Origin of the sequence: Streptomyces sp. CB09001 (genome assembly GCF_003369795.1) — a bacterium.
Classification (GTDB): Bacteria; Actinomycetota; Actinomycetes; order Streptomycetales; family Streptomycetaceae; genus Streptomyces.
In genome coordinates, this window is record NZ_CP026730.1 from 4,020,377 (window position 1) to 4,038,726 (window position 18,350).

Annotated in this window: 19 protein-coding genes and 1 pseudogene; 7 read left to right on the plus strand and 13 right to left on the minus strand. The window is 73.5% G+C overall.

What is annotated here, in order from left to right; all coding sequences use genetic code 11:
* Window positions 1–34: 34 nt before the first annotated feature.
* Complete coding sequence (locus C4J65_RS18680) at window positions 35–406, plus strand: hypothetical protein (RefSeq protein WP_346265880.1); 372 nt, start codon at window positions 35–37, stop codon at window positions 404–406.
* Window positions 407–413: 7 nt separating this feature from the next.
* Here C4J65_RS18680 and C4J65_RS18685 read toward each other — a convergent pair whose 3' ends face one another.
* Window positions 414–1,022: a TetR/AcrR family transcriptional regulator gene (locus tag C4J65_RS18685; RefSeq protein WP_115743429.1), complete on the minus strand. Its 609-nt coding sequence runs from the start codon at window positions 1,020–1,022 to the stop codon at window positions 414–416.
* Between the two features lie 94 nt (window positions 1,023–1,116).
* Between C4J65_RS18685 and C4J65_RS18690 the strand changes: the two genes are divergently transcribed.
* The gene (locus C4J65_RS18690; protein WP_115746516.1) at window positions 1,117–1,866 is read left to right on the plus strand and encodes an SDR family oxidoreductase; all 750 of its coding nucleotides are present in this window, start codon (window positions 1,117–1,119) and stop codon (window positions 1,864–1,866) included.
* Between the two features lie 30 nt (window positions 1,867–1,896).
* Here the strand turns inward: C4J65_RS18690 and C4J65_RS18695 are convergent, their stop codons facing one another.
* From C4J65_RS18695 to C4J65_RS18735, 9 genes and pseudogenes are all read right to left on the minus strand, one after another.
* Entirely contained in the window at window positions 1,897–2,868 is a 972-nt protein-coding gene (locus C4J65_RS18695) for an alpha/beta hydrolase (protein ID WP_115743430.1), read from the minus strand.
* 168 nt (window positions 2,869–3,036) lie between these two features.
* Window positions 3,037–3,474: an SsgA family sporulation/cell division regulator gene (locus tag C4J65_RS18700; RefSeq protein ID WP_162833242.1), complete on the minus strand. Its 438-nt coding sequence runs from the start codon at window positions 3,472–3,474 to the stop codon at window positions 3,037–3,039.
* A 93-nt stretch (window positions 3,475–3,567) separates the two neighbouring features.
* Complete coding sequence (locus C4J65_RS18705) at window positions 3,568–4,527, minus strand: helix-turn-helix domain-containing protein (protein ID WP_115743432.1); 960 nt, start codon at window positions 4,525–4,527, stop codon at window positions 3,568–3,570.
* A gap of 198 nt (window positions 4,528–4,725) precedes the next feature.
* Window positions 4,726–7,041 (minus strand): helix-turn-helix domain-containing protein, encoded by a 2,316-nt coding sequence (locus C4J65_RS18710; RefSeq protein WP_115743433.1) that lies wholly within the window; start codon window positions 7,039–7,041, stop codon window positions 4,726–4,728.
* Between the two features lie 195 nt (window positions 7,042–7,236).
* Window positions 7,237–7,854 (minus strand): annotated as a pseudogene (locus tag C4J65_RS18715) (sigma-70 family RNA polymerase sigma factor); the annotation flags it as partial.
* A gap of 166 nt (window positions 7,855–8,020) precedes the next feature.
* A complete protein-coding gene (locus tag C4J65_RS18720; protein WP_115743435.1) occupies window positions 8,021–8,617 on the minus strand; it encodes a TetR/AcrR family transcriptional regulator in 597 nt (198 codons plus the stop codon).
* Window position 8,618: 1 nt separating this feature from the next.
* The gene (locus C4J65_RS18725) at window positions 8,619–9,188 is read right to left on the minus strand and encodes a hypothetical protein (RefSeq protein WP_115743436.1); all 570 of its coding nucleotides are present in this window, start codon (window positions 9,186–9,188) and stop codon (window positions 8,619–8,621) included.
* Window positions 9,189–9,255: 67 nt separating this feature from the next.
* Window positions 9,256–10,191, minus strand: coding sequence for an N-acetylmuramic acid 6-phosphate etherase (gene murQ / locus C4J65_RS18730; RefSeq protein ID WP_115743437.1), 936 nt, complete (start codon window positions 10,189–10,191; stop codon window positions 9,256–9,258).
* Between the two features lie 98 nt (window positions 10,192–10,289).
* A complete protein-coding gene (locus tag C4J65_RS18735) occupies window positions 10,290–11,270 on the minus strand; it encodes a MurR/RpiR family transcriptional regulator (RefSeq protein ID WP_162833243.1) in 981 nt (326 codons plus the stop codon).
* A gap of 55 nt (window positions 11,271–11,325) precedes the next feature.
* On the opposite strand from C4J65_RS18735, the gene C4J65_RS18740 reads away from it, so the two are divergent.
* Window positions 11,326–11,706, plus strand: a complete 381-nt coding sequence (locus tag C4J65_RS18740) for a hypothetical protein (protein WP_115743439.1) — start codon at window positions 11,326–11,328, stop codon at window positions 11,704–11,706.
* 10 nt (window positions 11,707–11,716) lie between these two features.
* On the plus strand, window positions 11,717–12,013 hold the full coding sequence (locus C4J65_RS18745; protein WP_115743440.1) for a DUF4031 domain-containing protein: 297 nt from the start codon (window positions 11,717–11,719) through the stop codon (window positions 12,011–12,013).
* Here C4J65_RS18745 and C4J65_RS18750 read toward each other — a convergent pair.
* Window positions 11,995–13,092, minus strand: coding sequence for a GNAT family N-acetyltransferase (locus C4J65_RS18750; RefSeq protein ID WP_115743441.1), 1,098 nt, complete (start codon window positions 13,090–13,092; stop codon window positions 11,995–11,997). The genes C4J65_RS18745 and C4J65_RS18750 overlap by 19 nt on opposite strands.
* A 9-nt stretch (window positions 13,093–13,101) precedes the next feature.
* Window positions 13,102–13,776 (minus strand): hypothetical protein, encoded by a 675-nt coding sequence (locus tag C4J65_RS18755; RefSeq protein ID WP_115743442.1) that lies wholly within the window; start codon window positions 13,774–13,776, stop codon window positions 13,102–13,104.
* 101 nt (window positions 13,777–13,877) lie between these two features.
* Between C4J65_RS18755 and C4J65_RS18760 the strand changes: the two genes are divergently transcribed.
* The 3 genes from C4J65_RS18760 to C4J65_RS18770 all read left to right on the plus strand — a co-directional run bounded on the left by C4J65_RS18760 (window position 13,878) and on the right by C4J65_RS18770 (window position 16,014).
* The gene (locus tag C4J65_RS18760; protein ID WP_115743443.1) at window positions 13,878–14,528 is read left to right on the plus strand and encodes a TetR/AcrR family transcriptional regulator; all 651 of its coding nucleotides are present in this window, start codon (window positions 13,878–13,880) and stop codon (window positions 14,526–14,528) included.
* 10 nt (window positions 14,529–14,538) lie between these two features.
* Window positions 14,539–15,240: a maleylpyruvate isomerase family mycothiol-dependent enzyme gene (locus C4J65_RS18765; RefSeq protein WP_115746517.1), complete on the plus strand. Its 702-nt coding sequence runs from the start codon at window positions 14,539–14,541 to the stop codon at window positions 15,238–15,240.
* 84 nt (window positions 15,241–15,324) lie between these two features.
* Window positions 15,325–16,014, plus strand: a complete 690-nt coding sequence (locus tag C4J65_RS18770) for a copper homeostasis protein CutC (RefSeq protein WP_115743444.1) — start codon at window positions 15,325–15,327, stop codon at window positions 16,012–16,014.
* Window positions 16,015–16,220: 206 nt separating this feature from the next.
* On the opposite strand, the gene C4J65_RS18775 is transcribed toward C4J65_RS18770, so the two are convergent.
* The gene (locus tag C4J65_RS18775) at window positions 16,221–18,266 is read right to left on the minus strand and encodes an AAA family ATPase (protein WP_115743445.1); all 2,046 of its coding nucleotides are present in this window, start codon (window positions 18,264–18,266) and stop codon (window positions 16,221–16,223) included.
* Between the last annotated feature and the right edge of the window lie 84 nt (window positions 18,267–18,350).

An 18,350-nucleotide genomic window follows, 5' to 3' on the forward strand; every position in this document is an offset into this window, starting at 1 on the left:
CTCCGAGGGGCAGTTGGTCCCGTGGTCCAGGATCATGGACGGCATTAGCCTCACCTGGGGCAAGCACCCCTGGGACACGAACAACAGGGGCCTGTACACGCTGAGGGGCATGGTCGCCAGGCGTGACGGCGGCTGGTTGCACATGACACTGCGCCACCCCTACGAGGACCACCAGCTGCGCTTCGACCAGCACACGCACCCTTACCGGGCGGTCGACGCGCTCCGGCTGGAGGCCTTGCTGCGGCAGCTCACCGATGAGGGGAAGCTCCAGCTCCTCGGCGACCCGGAATGGGTGGGTCGTGCCGCGGCGCACCTGGCCGACGGGGAGAACCGCCGGATCACCGGCCGTGCCCTGCGGCAGGCGGTGGCGGAGGCCCTGGCGGCAGCAGGCCCCGGCAGCCTCTGACTCCGGATCAGGCGGGAGGCCAGTTGCGCAGGACGGTCTCGGCCACCCGCTGGAGGTCTTCGCGGGTGGCGCCCCCGGCGGCCTGCACGGAGATGCCGTTGGCGAAGGTCATGAGGTAGCGGGCGATGTGCAGCGGGTCGCTGTCGGGCGGCAGGTCGCCGTCGTCCACGGCCTGCCGGAACCGGTCGCGGAGTTGACCGACGCCCCCTTCGCGCCAGTCGGCGAGCAGGTCCCGGGCCGACCGTCCCGTCTCCCCGGAGGCGAGTGAGCCCTGGACGCCCAGGCAGCCGGACGGGCAGTCGGGGCGGGTGCTGACCTCCACGGCGCCGTTCAGGAACGCGGTGGCCGCCTCGCGGGCGGTGGGCTTGCGCAGGGCGCGGTCGACGTAGGAGGCGGGGCCCTCCTCGTAGCGTTCGAGCGCCTTGCGGAACAGGTCCTCCTTGTTGCCGAAGGCCGCGTACATGCTGGTGCGGGTGATGCCCATGGCGCCGGTCAGGTCGGTGAGGCTGGCGCCCTCGTAGCCCTGCTCCCAGAAGACCCGCATGGCCTTCTCCAGCGCCTCGTCGGCGTCGAAGCCCCTCGGTCGGCCGATCGACCCCTTCTGTCGCGTCTCCATGGTCCCAGTCTACGCCTTCCGTATCGATCGGTACGGATGTGCTACGGTCGCTTTCAGTACCGATCGGTACTGAATATCGGGAAGGGTGCTCACCATGGGACAGCTCGAAGGCAGGACGGCCGTCGTCACCGGCGGCGGCACGGGGATCGGTCTGGCCAGCGCGGTGCGGCTGGCGGACGAGGGTGCGCACGTGTTCATCACCGGGCGGCGAAAGGCGGCGCTGGACGCGGCCGTGGAGATCATCGGCGCCGAGCGGGTCACGGCGGTGGCCGGTGACGTCTCGGACCCGGCCGACGTGGACCGGCTCTACGAAGCGGTCCGCGCCCGCGGCCGGGGGCTCGACGTGGTCTTCGCCAACGCGGCGACCGCCTCGCTGGTGCCGCTGGAGGAGATCACCGAGGAGCGGTTCGAGGAGATCTTCGGCGTCAACGTGCGGGGCACGCTCTTCACCGTGCAGAAGGCGTTGCCGCTGCTCAACGACGGTGCCTCGGTGATCCTGAACGCCTCCACCGCCGCCGACAACGGCGCGGAGGCGTTCAGTCTGTACGCCGCCTCCAAGGCCGCCGTCCGGACCTTTGCGCGGGGCTGGGCGAACGAGCTCAAGGGCCGTGGCGTCCGGGTCAACGCGATCTCCCCGGGGCCGGTCGACACCCCCGGGATCACCAACCTCTTCGGCGAGTCGAACGCGCCCACCGTCCACACGAAGCTCGCCGGGGACACCGCGATCGGCAGGATGGGCCGCCCCGAGGAGGTCGCCGCGGTGGTCGCTTTCCTCGCCTCGGACCAGAGCACCTTCGTCCTCGGCGCCAACTGGTACGTCGACGGCGGCGAGAACCAGATCTGACCCGGCGGGCGGCCGGTCCCGCTCCCGGGATCAGGCCGGGTGCAGGGCGCCGCGCAGCGTGGCGACCGCCATGGAGATCGCCGCTTGCGCGGCGTGGGTCTCGCGTAGGGCGTCGAGCATCACGAAGTCGTGGATGATGCCCTGGAAGCGGACCGCGGTGACGGGGACGCCCGCCTCGCGGAGCTTGTTCGCGTAGGCCTCGCCCTCGTCGCGCAGCACGTCCGCCTCGCCGGTGACGACCAGGGCCGGTGGCAGCCCCGCCAGCTGCTCCGTCGTGGCCCGCAAGGGGGAGGCGGTGATCTGGGCGCGTTCGGCCTGGTTGGTCGTGTACTGGTCCCAGTACCACTGCATGCCGTCGCGGCGCAGGAAGTACCCCTCGGCGAACTGGTGGTACGAGCGGGTGTCGAACGCCGCGTCGGTCACGGGGTAGAACAGCACCTGCTGCACCAGCGGCACATCGCCGTACTCCTTGGCCATCAGGGTCAGGGCGGCGGCCATGTTGCCGCCCGCCGAGTCACCGGCCACCGCCAGCCGACGGCCGTCGAGGTCCCTCGCCGTTCCCTTCGCGGCGATCCACCGGGCGACGGTGTAGCTCTGTTCGAGAGCCACCGGATAGCGCTCCTCGGGTGAGAGGTCGTACTCGGGGAAGACCACCGCGACCCCGGCGCCGACCGCGAGTTCGCGGACCAGCCGGTCGTGGGTGCGGGCGTTGCCGTAAGCCCAGCCGGAGCCGTGCAGGTAGAGGATCACCGGCAGGAGCCCGGCAGCCCCGGCGGGTCTGACGATCCGGGTGCGGACGCCGCCGGTGGGCCCGTTCGGGACGGTGATCCACTCCTCGGTCACGGCGGGCAGTGCCACCGGGCCCGACTGCGCCTCGTCGACGACCCCGCGTGCCTCGGCGGGCGGCAACTCGTGGAGAAACGGCCGACGGGCCGTCGCCTCGGCGAACGCTGCCGCAGGCGGCTCCAGCACCGGCCGTACCGGCTCGGCAGGGTGGGACATGACGTACTCCTGGGTGACCTGGGCCGTGCCGGGGTCTCCGGCGTATCGGCTCCCCGGCGGACCCGGCTCGGCCCGCCTCGCACCTGGCACGCTAGTGGGCGTCGGCAGGGGCGAATTGCCTGCAGGCGCACCGTGCTTGATCCCCCGTGCACAAGGCGCCCCCGCATGTCACTCGCAGCCGTTCAGGAGAGCGGCGAGCGCGTGGTCGATGTCGACGTGCCGGCCTTCCCGCCCCATCGGCACCAGCTCGTGCGACCGCCGCAGGAACTCGGCGGTGTCCAGGGCCGGGACCTCGATCCGCGCGGAGCCCACGGCCGACCTCAGGACGATGGAGACGGCGTCACGGTGGCACCGGTGCGGCGGACTCACCAGCACGTTCCCGACACCGGCCGGTCGGCGCAGGCCCTCCTCCAGCAGGGAACGGGCGAAGAACCAGTCGACCGGCTCCCGCGTCTCGCCCGCGCCCAGGGAGAGCCGTACGGCATAGGGGTCGGCCACGTCGTAGACCAACTGCGCGCACAGCAGCACGGGGGGATCACCGGGGAGGCCGACGGCCACCGTCACCGGGGACGCGACCGTTGTGGCGTGCTCACTCTTGTCTCTCATGGGGTCTTCCTCCTCGACCGACTGATGCATGGGACTGCCTGCTCATGGGACTGCCTGCTCATGGGACGGATCTCATGGGACGGATGGCACCGCTCACCGGACGACGAGGCGGGCGTCGCGCCAGTCGCGCGGCGGGACGCCGTAGACGCCGCGGAACACCCGGCTGAAGTGGGCGGGGCTGATGAAGCCCCACCGTTGGGCCACCGCGGCCACGGTCGGGACCGTCTCGTCGCCGCGGGACAGCTCACGCGCGCACTGCTCCAGTCGACGGCGCTGGATGTGCCTGGCGACGGTGGTGTCCTCGCCCTCGAAGAGTCGGTGCAGATAGCGGACGGAGATGTGCTGGGCCTTCGCCACGGTCTCCGGCGACAGCGACGGGTCGTCCAGGTGGCGTTCGATGTGGTCGCGGATGCGCAGCAGCATCCGGTCGCGCTGCGGCGCCGGTTCCGCCTCGGCCTGCTGGGCCCGTTCGGCGACCAGCGTCGCGAACAGGTGGGCGACGCCGGCGGCCAGCCGGCCCGCGATCTCCCGGGAGTAGGGCTGCTCCGGCGTGACCAGCGTCGTCAGCAGGGACACCACGGCCCCGCCGAGGCCCTCCGTGGCGTCGACCACGGTTCCCGTGACCAGCCCGATCTCCCGCTCGGACAGCCTCAGTAACGTCCGGGGGATGTGCACCACCCGCGCGGAGAACGGCGCCGGGCACTCCAGGGAGTACGGGCGCGTCGTGTCGTACACCAGCAGGTCGCCCGGTGCGGCGGTGACCGTCCGCCCGTCCTGGACGAGCGTGGTGGTGCCCGACTTCGGGACCGAGAAGCCGATGAACCCCTCCGGGGTGCGGGAGGAGAGTTCGGTGGTCCGGGTGACGCGCTGGGCGTCGGCGTTGATGTCGCACACCCGGAGGTGTCCCACCCGGCCGGCGGCGATGCGGCCGGCGAACGGACCGTCCCCCAGCGGGACGACGGTCATCGGCACCAGCGCCCGGCCCAGCGCGTCGTGCCAGAAGGCGAGCTTGTCCCGGTCGGGAACCGAAGCGGTCGTCAGCACCTGGCCCATCTGGCTCTCCTTCTCCACGTCCCGCCTCTGCGGGGCCCTTGCCCTGCCTTCATCAGACAAGCAGCGGGCCGCCCGGCACTCCAGGCAGGAAGCAGGCAGAAACCGGCAGCAGCGCGGGGCGGCGGGAACGTGTGCGCGCAGGGACACGTGGAGAGCGGGGCGGGCGCCGAGGGGGAAGGACCGGAGGCGCCCTCCGGGCTACGGTGAGGAGTCCCCCGGGGGCGGCTCGGGTGCCGCGTCGAGGAGGGCGAGTTGTTCCCGCGCGTCGGCGACCTTCGCGGGGTCGGCTTCGGGGCCGATGGCGATGCAGGAGAGGAAGGCTTCCCGGGCGGGCTGGGCGCGGCCGGCCTTCATCAGGACATGGCCCAGATCGCTGATGACTCGGCTGGTCATGCCCGGGTTGTCCTGCCCCAGGTCGAGAGCGGTGTGAAGGTGGCCGACGGCCGCGTCCCAGTCGCCGAGCAGGGCGTGAGCGTCGGCTGAGACGGAGTGCATCTGGATGGTGGAGAAGCGGGCGATGTGGGGCGCGATGCCGTCGCCGGACTCCTCGATGAACGCGAACGTTTCCGCGAGGTACGCCAGGCCCTCGGCGGGGCGGCCGGTGTCCACCAGGAGTATGCAGACGCCGTAGCGGGCTTGCAGCGAACCATTCAGATCACCTCCGGCCTCGAACAGTTCGGCCGACCGCAGGGTGTGTTCCATCGAGCGGTCGTAGTCTTCGAGACGCCGGTACGCGACGGACTGGTAGTCGTGCGCCCAGGCCTGTTGGTCGAGGTCTCCGGCGCGTTCGGCGGCGGCCAGGGCCTGTGCCGACCGGTCGAGACTGTCCTGGTGCCGGCCCTCGATCACGGACAGCGCCCAGGCGTGGTAGTTGAGCTGGGTGGCCTCGACGAGCGGGTCGCCGAGTGCCTGGGCGCTGCGGGCGGCGGTGTCGAAGACCTCAGTCCAGTGTCCCCAGAAGATCCACTGGTCCGAGAACCAGTGCAGGGCCTCGGCGACTTCGACGACGGTGGTGTGGTCGCCGTTCGCGGCGGCCGTGCGGTAGGCGGCGAGCCAGTTGTCGCCCTCGGCCTGGAGCCAGGCGCGGGCCAGGTCGGCGGTGGACAGGTCGACGTCCCCGGACCAGTCGGCGGGCAGGGCGCCGTAGTCGGGTTCGTACCAGCGCCCGGCCACCGTCGCCGTCTCCAGCAGCCAGGAGTGCAGCGTTGCGCGAGCCGCGTCCGCGTCGGCCGCGCTCTCCTCGGCGCTCAGACGGGTACGGGCGTACAGGCGCAGCAGGTCGTGCAGGCGGTACCGGGTGCCGTTGCTGCCCAGCAACCCGGTCTCGACCAGCTCCTCCAGGGTGTCCTCGGTGTCGAAGAGGTCCTGCCCGACCAGCTGGGCCGCCGCGGCCGGTGAGGTGTCGGCGCCCGGCACCAGGGCCAGCCGCCGGAAGAGACGCGCGGCCGTGGGGGTGAGCTGCTGGTAGGACAGCTCGAAGGCCGCCGACACATGCACGTCACCGGCGGACAGCACGCTCAGCCGCCGGTCCTCGCGGGCGAGGCGGTCGGCCAGCCGCCGCACGCTCCAGCCGGTGCGGGTGGCCAGCCAGTTGCCCGCCACCCGCAGGGCCAGCGGCAGATGACCGCACAGTTCGGCGACCTCGGCGAGCGCCGCCGGGTCGGCCGCCGCGCGGTCGGCGCCCACCAGACCGGCCAGCAGGGTCGTGGCCTCCTGGGGGCCGAGTTCCCCGAGGGGCAGGCGCCGCACACTGTCCAGCCCGGTCAGCATGCGCCGGCTGGTCACCAGCACCATGCCCGTGCCCGCACTGGGCAGCAACGGGCGGACCTGGGCCTCGTCCCGGGCATTGTCGAGGACCAGCAGGCAGCGCTGGTCGGCGAGCACCTGCCGGTACAGCTCCGGGTGGCCCTCCGGACCGACCCGGGCCAGGTCCCGGTCCGCCACCTGCAACGCCTTGAGCACGCCGAGCATCAGTTCCGCCGGGCCGGCCGGCTCGTCGGCCGTGCCCCGCAGATCCACCACCAGCTGGCCGTGGGGAAACGCGTCGGCCACCTCCTGCGCCGCCTGCAGCGCGAGCGTCGTCTTCCCGGCACCGGGCGGCCCCGAGATCACGACAACGTCCGGCCCCGCGTGACCCCGCGGACCGTCCTCGCCGCCTTCGCCGTCGAGGGCGCCGCGTTGCGCCAGGTCGATGAGCTGCTTGATCTCGTGCTCGCGGCCGATGAAGTCGTCGATGCCCCGGGGGAAGGAACGCACCCCCGTCGGCGCGTAGCGCGGGACCCGCCCGGTGCGCGCCGTGGCCAGCAGCCGCTCGCGCTCCGCGTCGCCCAGCCCCAGACCGTCGGCCAGGGCCGCCACGGTCCGCCGCTGTGGAGCCGCCCGCCGCCCCCGCTCCAGGTCCCCGATGCCCCGCACACTCACACCGGACGTCTCGGCCAGTCCCTCGATCGTCAAGGACGCGGCCAGCCGCGACTCCCGCAGCAGGGTGCCGAACGTCACCTGCTCACCGGCCACGCGGCTCCCCCCCGCGTCGCCACTCCGCGCCTTCTCAGGGACACGGCTGATGGAAGCGCATACTAACGGGACGTGCAGGGCCCCGGGAGAGTCATTTCACAGCGTGGTCGCGCCCCCTCACGTGCCCACGAGTGCCCCGCCCGCCACGGCCGCGTCCCCGCGGAGCGCTCCGTCGGCGGTGGGCGGGGCACCGGTGTCGGCGGTGAGCAGCGCCTCCAGGGAGGCCACGTCCCCCGCCCGGGCCGCGGCGACGAAGGCAGTCAGCAGGCGTCTGTGGCCCGCCGTGCTGCCGTGAACCCGCCGCTCCTGTGCCAGATGCCCGCGGGCACGGCTCACGACCTTCCTCGCGTTGCCCTGGCTGAGCCGCAGAATCCCGGCTATCTCGGGATAGCCGTAGTCGAACGCCTCCCGCAGGAGGAACGCGGCGCGCTCGACCGGGGTCAGCCGCTTCAGCAACAGCAGCAGGGCCAGCTCCAGGGCCTCGTACCGCTGGATTCGCGACTCCGGATCCGGTCCGGTTGCGACGGGTTCGGCCGGCCACGGGCCCATCGCGGTCTCCCGGCGCGCACGGGCGGACTGTACGACGTTGAGCGCCAGCCGGGTCGTGACCGTGGCGAGGAACGCCGCCGGGCTGACCACAGTGGAGCGGTCGGTCCGCTGCCAGCGCAGCCACACTTCCTGGAGCACGTCCTCCGCCTCGACGGCGCTGCCGAGCACGCGGTGGGCGATACCGAGGAGACGTGGCCGGTACTGGACGAAGACGGCGACGGCACTGTCCGCGTCGTGTGCCGCCTGGAGCCGTTGTGAAGGCATGATCGTGCGGTCTCCGTTCCTCTGTGCTGCTGACCGTTGGTGAGCGAGGAATGCCGCATGCCTGCAGACGGCCTCGCCGGTGGATCCCATCGAGTACGTCCGATGTCCACGACGCTGCCGAGTATGGGTCGTTTGCTGGCTGGATAGGGCGCTACGGGCTATTTGGTCACGGATGGTCAAGTGCGCCCTGCGGCGTCACGATGCGCTCGACCGCAGCCGCCACCAGCTCGTCGCGCTCGGCCGGGGTGAACACGTCCGGCAGGGTGAGCTGTTCGACGATCAGCCAGTTCAGGGCGAGGATGAGCAGCTTGACGGCCATGGCGTCGCCGGGGAGGCCGGACGCCTCGTGGTGGGCGACGTTGGCGGCGACGTCCTCGCGGACGCGCTCGGTCAGCACCGCGCGCAGCTCGGGGCGCCGGGTGGCCTCCAGGCGCAGCTCCAGCAGGGCGAGGTAGCCGGTGCGGAAGGAGGCGACGCGGTCGACCAGTTCGCGCATCAGCCGCACGTAGGTGTCACGGTCGCGGGGGGCCGCGCGCTGGCGCGCGAGGGCGGCCTCGCCGGGGTGCAGCCGCTCGTAGACACGGGCGCCCGCCTGGGTGAGCAGGTCGTCCCGGTTCGCGAAGTAGTTGGACGCGGTGCCGGGCGGGACGGCCGCCTCCGTGTCCACCGCCCGGAAGGTCAGCCCCCGGGCCCCCTGCGCGGCCAGCACCTCGATCGCGGCGTCGACGAGAGCCGCGCGCCGCTGGTCGTTGCGTCTCACCATGTCACAGGCCGCCCATCGGCTCGATGTCCACCCGTACCGGCGTGCCCCACACCCGCAGCACCTCGTAGTCCGTGAACTCGTGGACCAGCCGGTACGCCATCGCGGCGTGCGGGCCGCGCAGCTGGGCCGCGATGTACAGCTCGGCCTCGCGGCGGTCCCGGCGCGGGGTGCCGCACAGCTGCCACGCCTGGCCGGTCCACTGCTCGGGCAGCCAGCGCTGCTGGGGCTGCGGCCGGTCGCCCCGTACGCCGTAGCGGGACTGGACCGGCTCGGCGGGCCGGGCCGGCAGCGGTCCGCCGCTGTACTCGGCCCGGCGGGCCGTGCGGCGGCGGGTCTCGCACAGCAGGCACAGGTCGGGGGCGGCCTTGTCGACCGGCCCGTTCGGATGCTCCGGGCAGCGGGTGCTGGGGGCCGTCGTGGTGACGCTCTCCTCCAGCTGGTCCAGCGCACGCTTCAGGTCCGCGCGGACCTCGTGCAGCTTGGCCTCCGGCGTGTCGGCGGTCAGGGCCTCGCCGTGCTCACCGAGGAGGCGCAGGGCGCGGCCCAGGGCGGTCAGCTGGGCGTGGTTCATGTCCTTCAGAATCGCACACGGCGCGGACGGCCCCGGGCGCGCGGCCGGACGGGAGGCGCCGCGGCGGTCAGCCGAGCGCCGCAGCCAGCGCCGCCCGCAGGTGGCCGCCGGACTCGGTCAGCAGGCGGACGGCCGTCGCACCGTCCACGTCGGCCAGCAGGACCAGGATCGCGTGCTTGACCTCGCCGTCGGTCTCCGTGAGGGCGCGCTCGATGTCGTCGTCGGCGGCGCCGGTGGCGAGCGCGACGATGCGGCGCGAGCGGGCCCGCAGCTTCTCGTTGGAGGCGCGGACGTCGACCATCAGGTTCCCGTACGTCTTGCCGAGCCGGATCATCGTGATCGTCGACAGCATGTTCAGGACCAGCTTCTGCGCCGTGCCCGCCTTCAGCCGCGTCGAGCCGGTGAGCAGCTCCGGTCCGGTGACCACCTCGATGCCGTGCTCGGCGGCGGCGGCCAGGGCGCTGCCCCGGTTGCAGGCGAGGCCGACGGTCAGGGCGCCGAGCGAGCGGGCGTGCTCGACCGCGCCGACGGCGTACGGAGTGCGGCCGGAGGCCGAGACGCCGACCACCGTGTCGTCGGCGGTCAGCGCGAGGGCGTCCAGGTCGGCGCGGGCCAGCTCGGGGGAGTCCTCGGCGCCCTCGACGGAGGTGACCATGGCGTCCGGGCCGCCCGCGATCAGGCCGACGACCTGCCCGGGGGCGGTGTTGAAGGTGGGCGGGCACTCCGAGGCGTCCAGCACGCCCAGCCGTCCGGCCGTACCGGCGCCCGCGTAGATCAGCCGCCCACCGCGCGCCATCCGGGCGGCCACGGCATCGATGGCGGCGGCGATCTCCGGCAGCCGCTCGGCGACGGCGGCGGGCACGGAGGCGTCCTCGCCGTTCATCAGCCGCGCGATGTCGAGCGTCGGCAACTGATCGATCTCGGCCAGCTCCGGCCGGAACGCCTCGGTGGTCAACGTCTCCAACTGAGAACGCAGATCGGGGTGATGGGGGGTGGAGGTCATGAAGATGCGGCCCTTTTCAGCTTCCGGTGTCTGTACATACCTGGGGGCGCGAGGAACTGCGCGACCAGCCACAGCGGACCCGCAGCGCCCCACAAAGCTCAAGCCCTACGGTCCCCCGCAGCCCCGCGGAGCGCCCCGTGCCGATGCGCCAACGCCTCGTAGGACGCCGCCAGAGCCGGCGCGGCCGACTCGTACGTCCGCTGCGCCACCCCCACGAACAGGCAGTCCACGACCAGCAGCTGGCTGGTCCGGGACGACATCGCCGCCGGTCGCAGCTCGCTCTCCCGGGCGGTGGACGTGGTCAGTACGTGGTCGGCGTACTGGGTGACGGGACTGTCGGGGCGGCCGGTGATGGCGATGGTCGTCGCGCCCCGCTCGAAGGCGACGCGGAGCGGCTCGATGACGTCCCCCGTGGAGCCGGAGTGCGTGATCGCCAGGGCCACGTCCCCCGCGCGCAGCTGCACCGCGTTGGTGACGGCGAGGTGCGGGTCGCCCGGGGCGTGGGCTATGAGCCCTATGCGCAGCATCTTCTGGGTGAGGTCCTGGGCGACCAGGTTGGAGGCGCCGATGCCGTACACGTCGGTGCGCCGGGCGGCGGTCAGTGCGGCGACGGCCGCGCCGAGCTGGACGGTGTCCAGACCGGCGGCGGTGTCCGCGAGGGTCTGCTGCTCGTCGTAGGCCAGCTTGGCGACCACGTCGGCGATCGGGTCGTCGACCGCGATGTCCGTCGTGATGGCGGGCGCGCGGCCGGACTGCTGCTGGGCGGCCAGCCCGGCGAGCGCGAGGCGCAGATCGCGGTAGCCGGGGTAGCCGAGCAGCCGGGCGGTGCGTACGACGGTCGCCTCGCTGGTGCCGGTCAGCTCGGCCAGGCCGGTGACCGTGAGGGCCGCGCAGCCGGCCGGGTCGCCCGCGACCGCCTCGGCGACCCGCTGCATGGAACGGGTCATCGACGGCGCCAGGGTGCGGACCTTGGCCGCGAGGGCGGCGGGCGCGGGCGGCGCGGGCGGTGCGCTCCCGCCGGCGGTGGCACGGCGGCCCCCGGACGGGTGCGCGAAAGTTTCCTTCACTTCATCGGTCACTCATGAAAGATATTTTCGTTTCGGTCCGCGGGTCAAGAGTGCGCACAATGGGTGCATGAACCCCATCAGCCCCCTGGAGCAGGCGCTGCACGCCGCGCGCGCCCTCGTGCTCGCCGACCTGGTGGCGGGCGAGGTCGCCGAACCGGACGTCGTCTCGCTGGTCGAGGAGTCCGTCGTACAGCGGCGCTGGTGGGTCGAGCAGTGGCCCGAGGGCGTGGAGTTCGTGGCCGGGCTGGTCGCGCAGGACGTGCAGGACGCGCTGCTGGAGCGGTACGGCCGCTGGCCGCTGTGCCCGGTGTGCGGCTCCGGCGACCCGCACGCGCTGGACGTCGAGCCCGAGCTGGGTCCCGACCCGCACTGGGTGTGCGGCAAGGCGGGCGTGAAGGTCGCGGCGGTCGGCTCGCTGGGCGCGGCCACCGGCGGCGGCGCCTCGTGAGGACGCTCCGATGACCCTCTACATCGACCCGCCGACCTGGCCGGGCCACGGCCGCCTCTGGTCCCACCTGGTGAGCGACGTCTCCTACGCCGAACTGCACGCCTTCGCCGAGGCCCTGGGCGTGCCGCGCCGCGCCTTCGAGCGCGACCACTACGACCTGCCCGCCCACCGGTACGCCGACGCGGTGTCCGCCGGCGCGCTGGAGGTCGGCAGCCGCGAGGTGGTGCGGCTGCTGCACGGGGCGGGACTGCGCCGCCGCAAGGGGGCCGCCCGCGGCGCCCCGGGTGCTCAGCCGCGCAGCTCGTAGGCGAACTGCACGGCACTCTGGCCGCCCTCGCCGCCCTCGGAGGACTCCGCGGCGACCCGGGTGAACCCGGCGCGGACGATGACCGCCTGCGACGCCGTGTTCTCCGGATCCGTCGTCGCGCACACGGACGTCACCTCCTCCCGCGCCAGCGCCCACGCGGACAGCGCGCGCAGCGCCTCGGTCGCGTAGCCGTTGCCCCGGGCCGCCTCGGTGAGGTCGTAGCCGATCTCCACCCGGCCGTCCTCGTCCGGTGCCCCGTGGAAACCCATGCCGCCGACGGCGCGCCCGTCCTCGCGCCGCACGAGGGCGAAGACGCCCCACTCGGGCCGGTGCGCCCCCGCCTCGTACGCCTTCAGCAGCATGCCGGCGGCGTCCCGGGTGCCCTGGAAGGGCCCGCCCCCGGCCCACTCGAAGCCGCCGTCGCCGCCCGCGGCGAGGTCGGTGGCGGCGGCCGGCGTGACGCCCTGGAGGGTGAGCCGTTCGGCCGGGATCACCAGGTTGTTGCGCCAGCGCCACTCGGTGACCGGCTCGCGTCCCGGCAGGTCCCCGCGTCCCGTGGCCCACAGCAGGGTGCGCCAGGGGTCGGTGTCGGGCCGGACGTGCGGGAAGAGCCGGGCGAGGAGGTCCGCGCACGGTTCGGCGGGCGGTTCGTAGGCCAGCCCGAGACCTTCGGCGATGTCGTGCGTGTGCAGGAACACCTCGGCGATGCCCATCGCGGCGAAGCCCTCGCGGTTCGCGCTGCGGAAGGGGTACGGGTGGTAGGCCCGGACCTCGCGCGGCGTGCTGCGCAGGGTGGCGGCGAGCAGCGCGCCGGTGGTCTCGACGACCTGGAGCACGTCCTCGTTGCCGGTGCCCTCGTCGAAGGTGATCTCGAACGGCACGTACCCCTCGGTGGCGCGTCCGGCCAGCTGGCCGGCGTAGGTGATGAGGTCGCCCGCGACGTGCTCCGCCGTGGAGCGGCAGCTCCACTCCAGCCGTCCGGCCCGCGCCGACTCCCAGTCCCGGTCCGTCGCCGTCCGCAATAGCGCGACGGCGCCCGCCACGGCCTCCGCCACCTGTTCCCCGCCCATGCTTCGCATCCGGGCAGGCTAGACGTCCGGGGTGTCGGGGAGCGACAGCATTTCCAGCTCGCCGGTGAGGTTGTGGCGGGCGGTGGCCTCCCACTCCCGTCGTCCGTACGGGGTGTGGAACAGGCTCGGCAGGTCGAGGAGTTGCCGCAGGATCGCGGCGCGGCCCTCGCGGAACGCCTCGTTCGGCACGAAGTGGTACTCCTCGCGGACGGCCGCCGTGTACGCCGCGTACGCCGACGGCGGCGAGGCGAGGACCGCCAGGTCGGCGTCGCACAGCACCTGGCCGTCGCGGTCGTCGCCCGCCGGGGCGTGCGTGACGGTGAGGCGCACCAGCCGGGCCACCTCGGCGGTCTTCTCCGCCGGGACCCCGGCCTCGGGCAGCGCGCGCTCGGCCAGCCGGGCCGAGCGCTCCTCGTTCTCGGACCGGTCGGGCTGGTAGACGGCGTCGTGGAACCACGCCGCGAGGCGTACGGCGTCCACGTCGTCGGCGTGCTCCGCCAGGACGTCGACGTGGTCGAGGACCGCGGTGAGGTGCGCGAGGGTGTGGTAGCGCCGCTGGGGTTCCCGCCAGCGGGCGAGCAGGTTGTCGGCGTACGGCGCGGGGTCGGGACCGGAGCCGGCGGTGGCACCGGAGGCGGTGGCTCCCGCCACGGCGTGGGCGAAGCGGGAGCGCAGGGCGTCGAGGTCGGCCATGGCCGCATTCTTCCAGATAATGTTCGTGATAGCTTCTAACCGATGTGCTGGCGTTCCCGGCCGGACGGGCCGGGCGAGACCCGAGAGGTGGCGGGCGGACCATGCCGCAGGCGCGCACGAGCACCCCGCGCGAGCGGTACCGCACCCAGGTGCGCGCGGAGATCAAGGAACACGCGTGGGAGCAGATCGCCACGGCCGGGGCCTCCGCGCTCTCGCTCAACGCGATCGCCAAGCGGATGGGCATGAGCGGACCCGCGCTCTACCGCTACTTCGACGGCCGCGACGAGCTGATCACAGAACTCATCCGGGACGCCTACCGCAGCCAGGCCGACGCCTTCCGGGCGGCCGCCGGGACCGGCGCCGACCTGGCCGGCCTCGCGCACGTCCTGCGCGCCTGGGCCCTGGACGACCCGCAGCGCTACTTCCTCATCTTCGGCACCCCCGTCCCCGGCTACCGGGCGCCCGACGACATCACCGAGATCGCCGCCGAGACCATGGCGGTCATCGTCGACGCCTGTGCCGCGCTGCCGTCGCCGGACGGCGCCGACGACGCGTTCGACGCGCACCTCGACACCCACCGGCAGTGGGCGGGCGACCGTCCGGCGCCCTCGCCGGTGCTCCACCGCGCCCTGTCCTTCTGGTCCCGGCTGCACGGCGTCCTGTCCCTGGAACTCGCCGGCCAGTTCACCGGCATGGGCTTCGACCCCGCTCTTCTCTTCGAGGCCGAACTGAAGGACCTGCTGGGCCCCTAACGTGGGGTCCATGACGACTCCCGCAGACCCGCACGACGTACGCGACCCCGAGCTGCCCGGCCGGCTGCTGATCCTCGAACGCGACGAACTGGTGCCCCTGCTGCGCTCCCGCCCGGACGCGGACTTCGCGCTGCCGGTGGCCGCGTGTCCGGGCTGGACCGTGCGCGACGTGCTGGCGCACTGCTCCAGCGCACTGATCCGGGTGGTGGAGAAACGCTTCGAGAAGGGCGTCTTCTCGCCCGAGTCCAACGACCGCGACATCGCCGAACGCGCCGACTGGAGCAATGCCCGGATCGTCGACGAACTGGAGCGCGGCATGACCGAGGCGGGCCCGGTGATCGCGCGGTCGGACGGGCGGCTGGACGCCGTCGCACTGGGCGAGTGGGTGCACGCCGGTGATGTGCGGGTGACCTTCGGCGAGCCGGGGGCGTACGCGGGGCGCGGGCTCCCGGAGGCGCTCGCGCTGCTCGGCACGGTCACCCGGGCGCGCGGTCACGTGCCGCTCCACGCCGACCTGGACGACCTCGACGAGCCCCTGAAACTGGGCGGGGCCAGCGGTGAGCGGCCGCCGGGCCGGTACATCGGCGACGCCGCCACCCTCGTACGGCTCTACGCGGGCCGCCCCCTGGACGGCACGGACGGCGTGAACGGCGGGACGGCGTACGAGCTGGCCGGGGTGGAGGCGGCGGAGCTGAACATCTTCGGCGACTGAGCGGCGGCGCGGGCACCCCGGCCTGCCGTCGGGGCGTAGTCTTGGATTGGACTAGACCTGTAGCAGGCCGACGAATGGGGTCCCATGAGCAAGCGTGCAGTCCTGGAGGTGATCGCCCTCGACGCCGAGGACGCGGTCGCCGCCCAGGCCGGAGGCGCGGATCGCCTCGAGCTGGTCACCGACATGGCGGCCGACGGACTCACCCCGTCGGCCGCGACCGTCGCCGCGATCCGTGCCGCCGTCGACATCGACGTACGGGTGATGCTGCGGCTCGCGGACGGGTTCGCCGCCGGTGACGTCGAGCGGCTGACGCGCGTCGCCCGTGACATGCGGGAGGCCGGGGCCACGCAGTTCGTACTGGGGTTCCTCGACACGCAGGGCGACGTGGACCTCGGGGTGGTGGAGCGGATCGCCGAGGTGCTGGACGGGTGCCGGTGGACGTTCCACCGCGCGATCGACCGGGCCGCGAACCGGGACGCGCTGCGCAAGCAGCTCGCGGACTTCCCGGGCCTGGACACGTATCTGACGGCCGGGGCGGCCGGTGGCGTGGACGACGGCCTGAACGTGCTGCTCGCGGAGGCGCGGCGGCGCGGCGAGCCGGGGTACGAGCAGCAGCTGCTGGTGGGCGGCGGACTGCGGCTCGACCACGTGCCGGGACTCCTGGACGCGGGGATCGACGGGTTCCACATCGGCGGCGCGGCGCGGCCCTCCGGGTGGGAGGGGCCCGTGTCGGCGGACGCGGTTTCTCAGTGGCGGCGGATGCTCGGGGGATGAGCGGTGCACCCGCGCTGGTGCTCGCGGGGTGGGGAGCGCGGCGTGGCGGGGTGTGCCACTCCCGGCTTCGCTCCCCCACTCCCGGCTTCGCGCGAGCGGGAGGCACCCCCACCGCCCACCCGTGCCGCCCGTGGGTGCCTCCCGGGCCGTTCAGGCACTGGGGGAGGCGCCACGGCCCGCAGCGGCGGCGTGTGACTGCCCGCGGTTCACCCCAGCTGGGGAGGCAGCCCCGTCGCGTGGGTGACGACGAGACCCGAGACCGCTCGGGTCAGGGTCACGTACAGCCGGCGCAGCCCCGTCCGTTCGTCCGGCTCGCCGTCGACCACCGCCTGCGGCTCGTCCAGGACCACGTAGTCGTACTCCAGGCCCTTCGCCAGCGAGGCCGGGACCAGGGTCAGGCGGGTGGCGTGGGTGGTCTCCTCGCCGGGGCCGACGTAGCCGATCCGGGCCGCCCCCAGGGCCGCCGCCAGCTCCGGCACCCGCGCGTCGGCGGCGATCAGGCCGACCGAGCCCTCCCGCTCCAGCAGCTCACGGCACGCGGCCACCACGTCGGCCGGCCCGTCGGGGGCCGTGCGGATGTCGAAGAAGCCCGGGTTCTCGCGGATCGACGCGACCGGCGTCAGACCCGGCGCGATGTGCGGCAGCAGCCGGGAGGCGTACGCGATGACGTCCGTCGGCACACGGAAACCGGCCGTCAGCTCCTCGACCACCGCCTCGCCCTTGCCCAGGTGCCCGAGCGCCTCCGCCCAGCTCCGGGTCGCCCACGGCGTGGTGCCCTGCGCCAGGTCGCCCAGGACGGTCGCCGAGCCGGTGGTGCAGCGCCGGCCCACCGCGCGGTACTGCATGGGGGACAGGTCCTGCGCCTCGTCGAGGACCACGTGCCCGAGGGAGTGGGTGCGCTCGATCAGGTCGGTCGCCTCGTCGATCAGCACGGCGTCGGCCGGCGACCACCTGGCGGACTTCACCGAGCGGGCCGGCTTCACCCACAGCACCGCCTTCTGCTCGTCCTCGGTGAGGATCCCCTCGGCGTGCTCGGCGAGGAAGTCCGCGTCGGCGAGGAGGCGCAGCACCAGCTTGGCCGGGTCGACCTGCGGCCAGACCGACTTCACCAGCGCCTTCACGGCCGCGTTGCGCGCCACCGCGTTCTGCACCCGGTCGTCCGGCGCCTCGCCCGCCCGCTCCATCTGCACCAGCACGGTGTGCGCGACCCGCTGCGGCAGCGCCTCGCGGGCGGCGCCGTAGCGGATGTCCCGGGCGAGCAGCTCGCGGACGATCTCCGCCAGCTCGTACACCGGCACCCGCCAGCGGCGTGAGCCGCGCACCACGACGACGCCCTCGGCGGGCGGGGTGACGTGGGAGTAGAGGGCCCGGCGCAGGACCTCCGCCATCCGCGCGTCGCCCTTGACCACCGCCGTCGTCGCCTCGTCCGCCCCGCGCACCTCCACATGGGCGACCAGGTCGTCGACGGTGGCCTGGCGGACGGTCATCTCGCCGAGCGCCGGCAGCACCTGCTCGATGTAGTGCAGGAAGGACCGGTTCGGGCCGACGACCAGCGTGCCGGTGCGGGCCAGGCGCTCGCGGTGCGCGTACAGCAGGTAGGCCACCCGGTGCAGGCCGACGGCGGTCTTCCCGGTGCCGGGGCCGCCCTGCACACAGACCGAGCCGGACAGTTCGGCGCGCACGATCTCGTCCTGCTCGGGCTGGATCGTCGCCACGATGTCCCGCATCGGTCCGACGCGGGGCCGCTCGATCTCCTGCTGGAGCAGCCTGCTGGTGGTCGCCGCCTCGGCCGGGTCGAGCAGATGCTCGTCCTCGTACGCGGTCAGGTCGCCGCCGGTGTAGCCGAAGCGGCGGCGCAGCGAGACGTCCTGCGGGTCCTTCTTCGACGCCCGGTAGAACGGCTGCGAGACCGGTGCCCGCCAGTCGATCACCATCGGGTCGCCGTCCGCGTCGTGCACATGCCGCCGGCCGACGTAGAAGCGCTCGCCCTCCCCGCCCTCCGCCTGTTCCGCACCCGGGGCGTGCAGGTAGTCGAGCCGGCCGAAGAAGAGCGGGGTCTCGCTGAGGTCGGCGAGCGCCTTGATGCGCTGCTCGATCTGGCTCTCCAGGACGGCGGCGTTGACCCAGTTCGCGGTCACGTCGGTGATGTCGAGGGACTCCACGTCCTCGCGCATGGCGCGCAGCGCGGAACGGGACGCGGAGAGGTGGGAGCGTTCCCTGGAGAGGGGGTCGTCGTGGACGGGCGTGGACAAGGGGGTGCCTCCGGATGACCTGCGGTGTGGTGGGCGCGGAACGCGCGCGGTGGACCGACCGGTTTCCGTCCGGACGGCAGCACT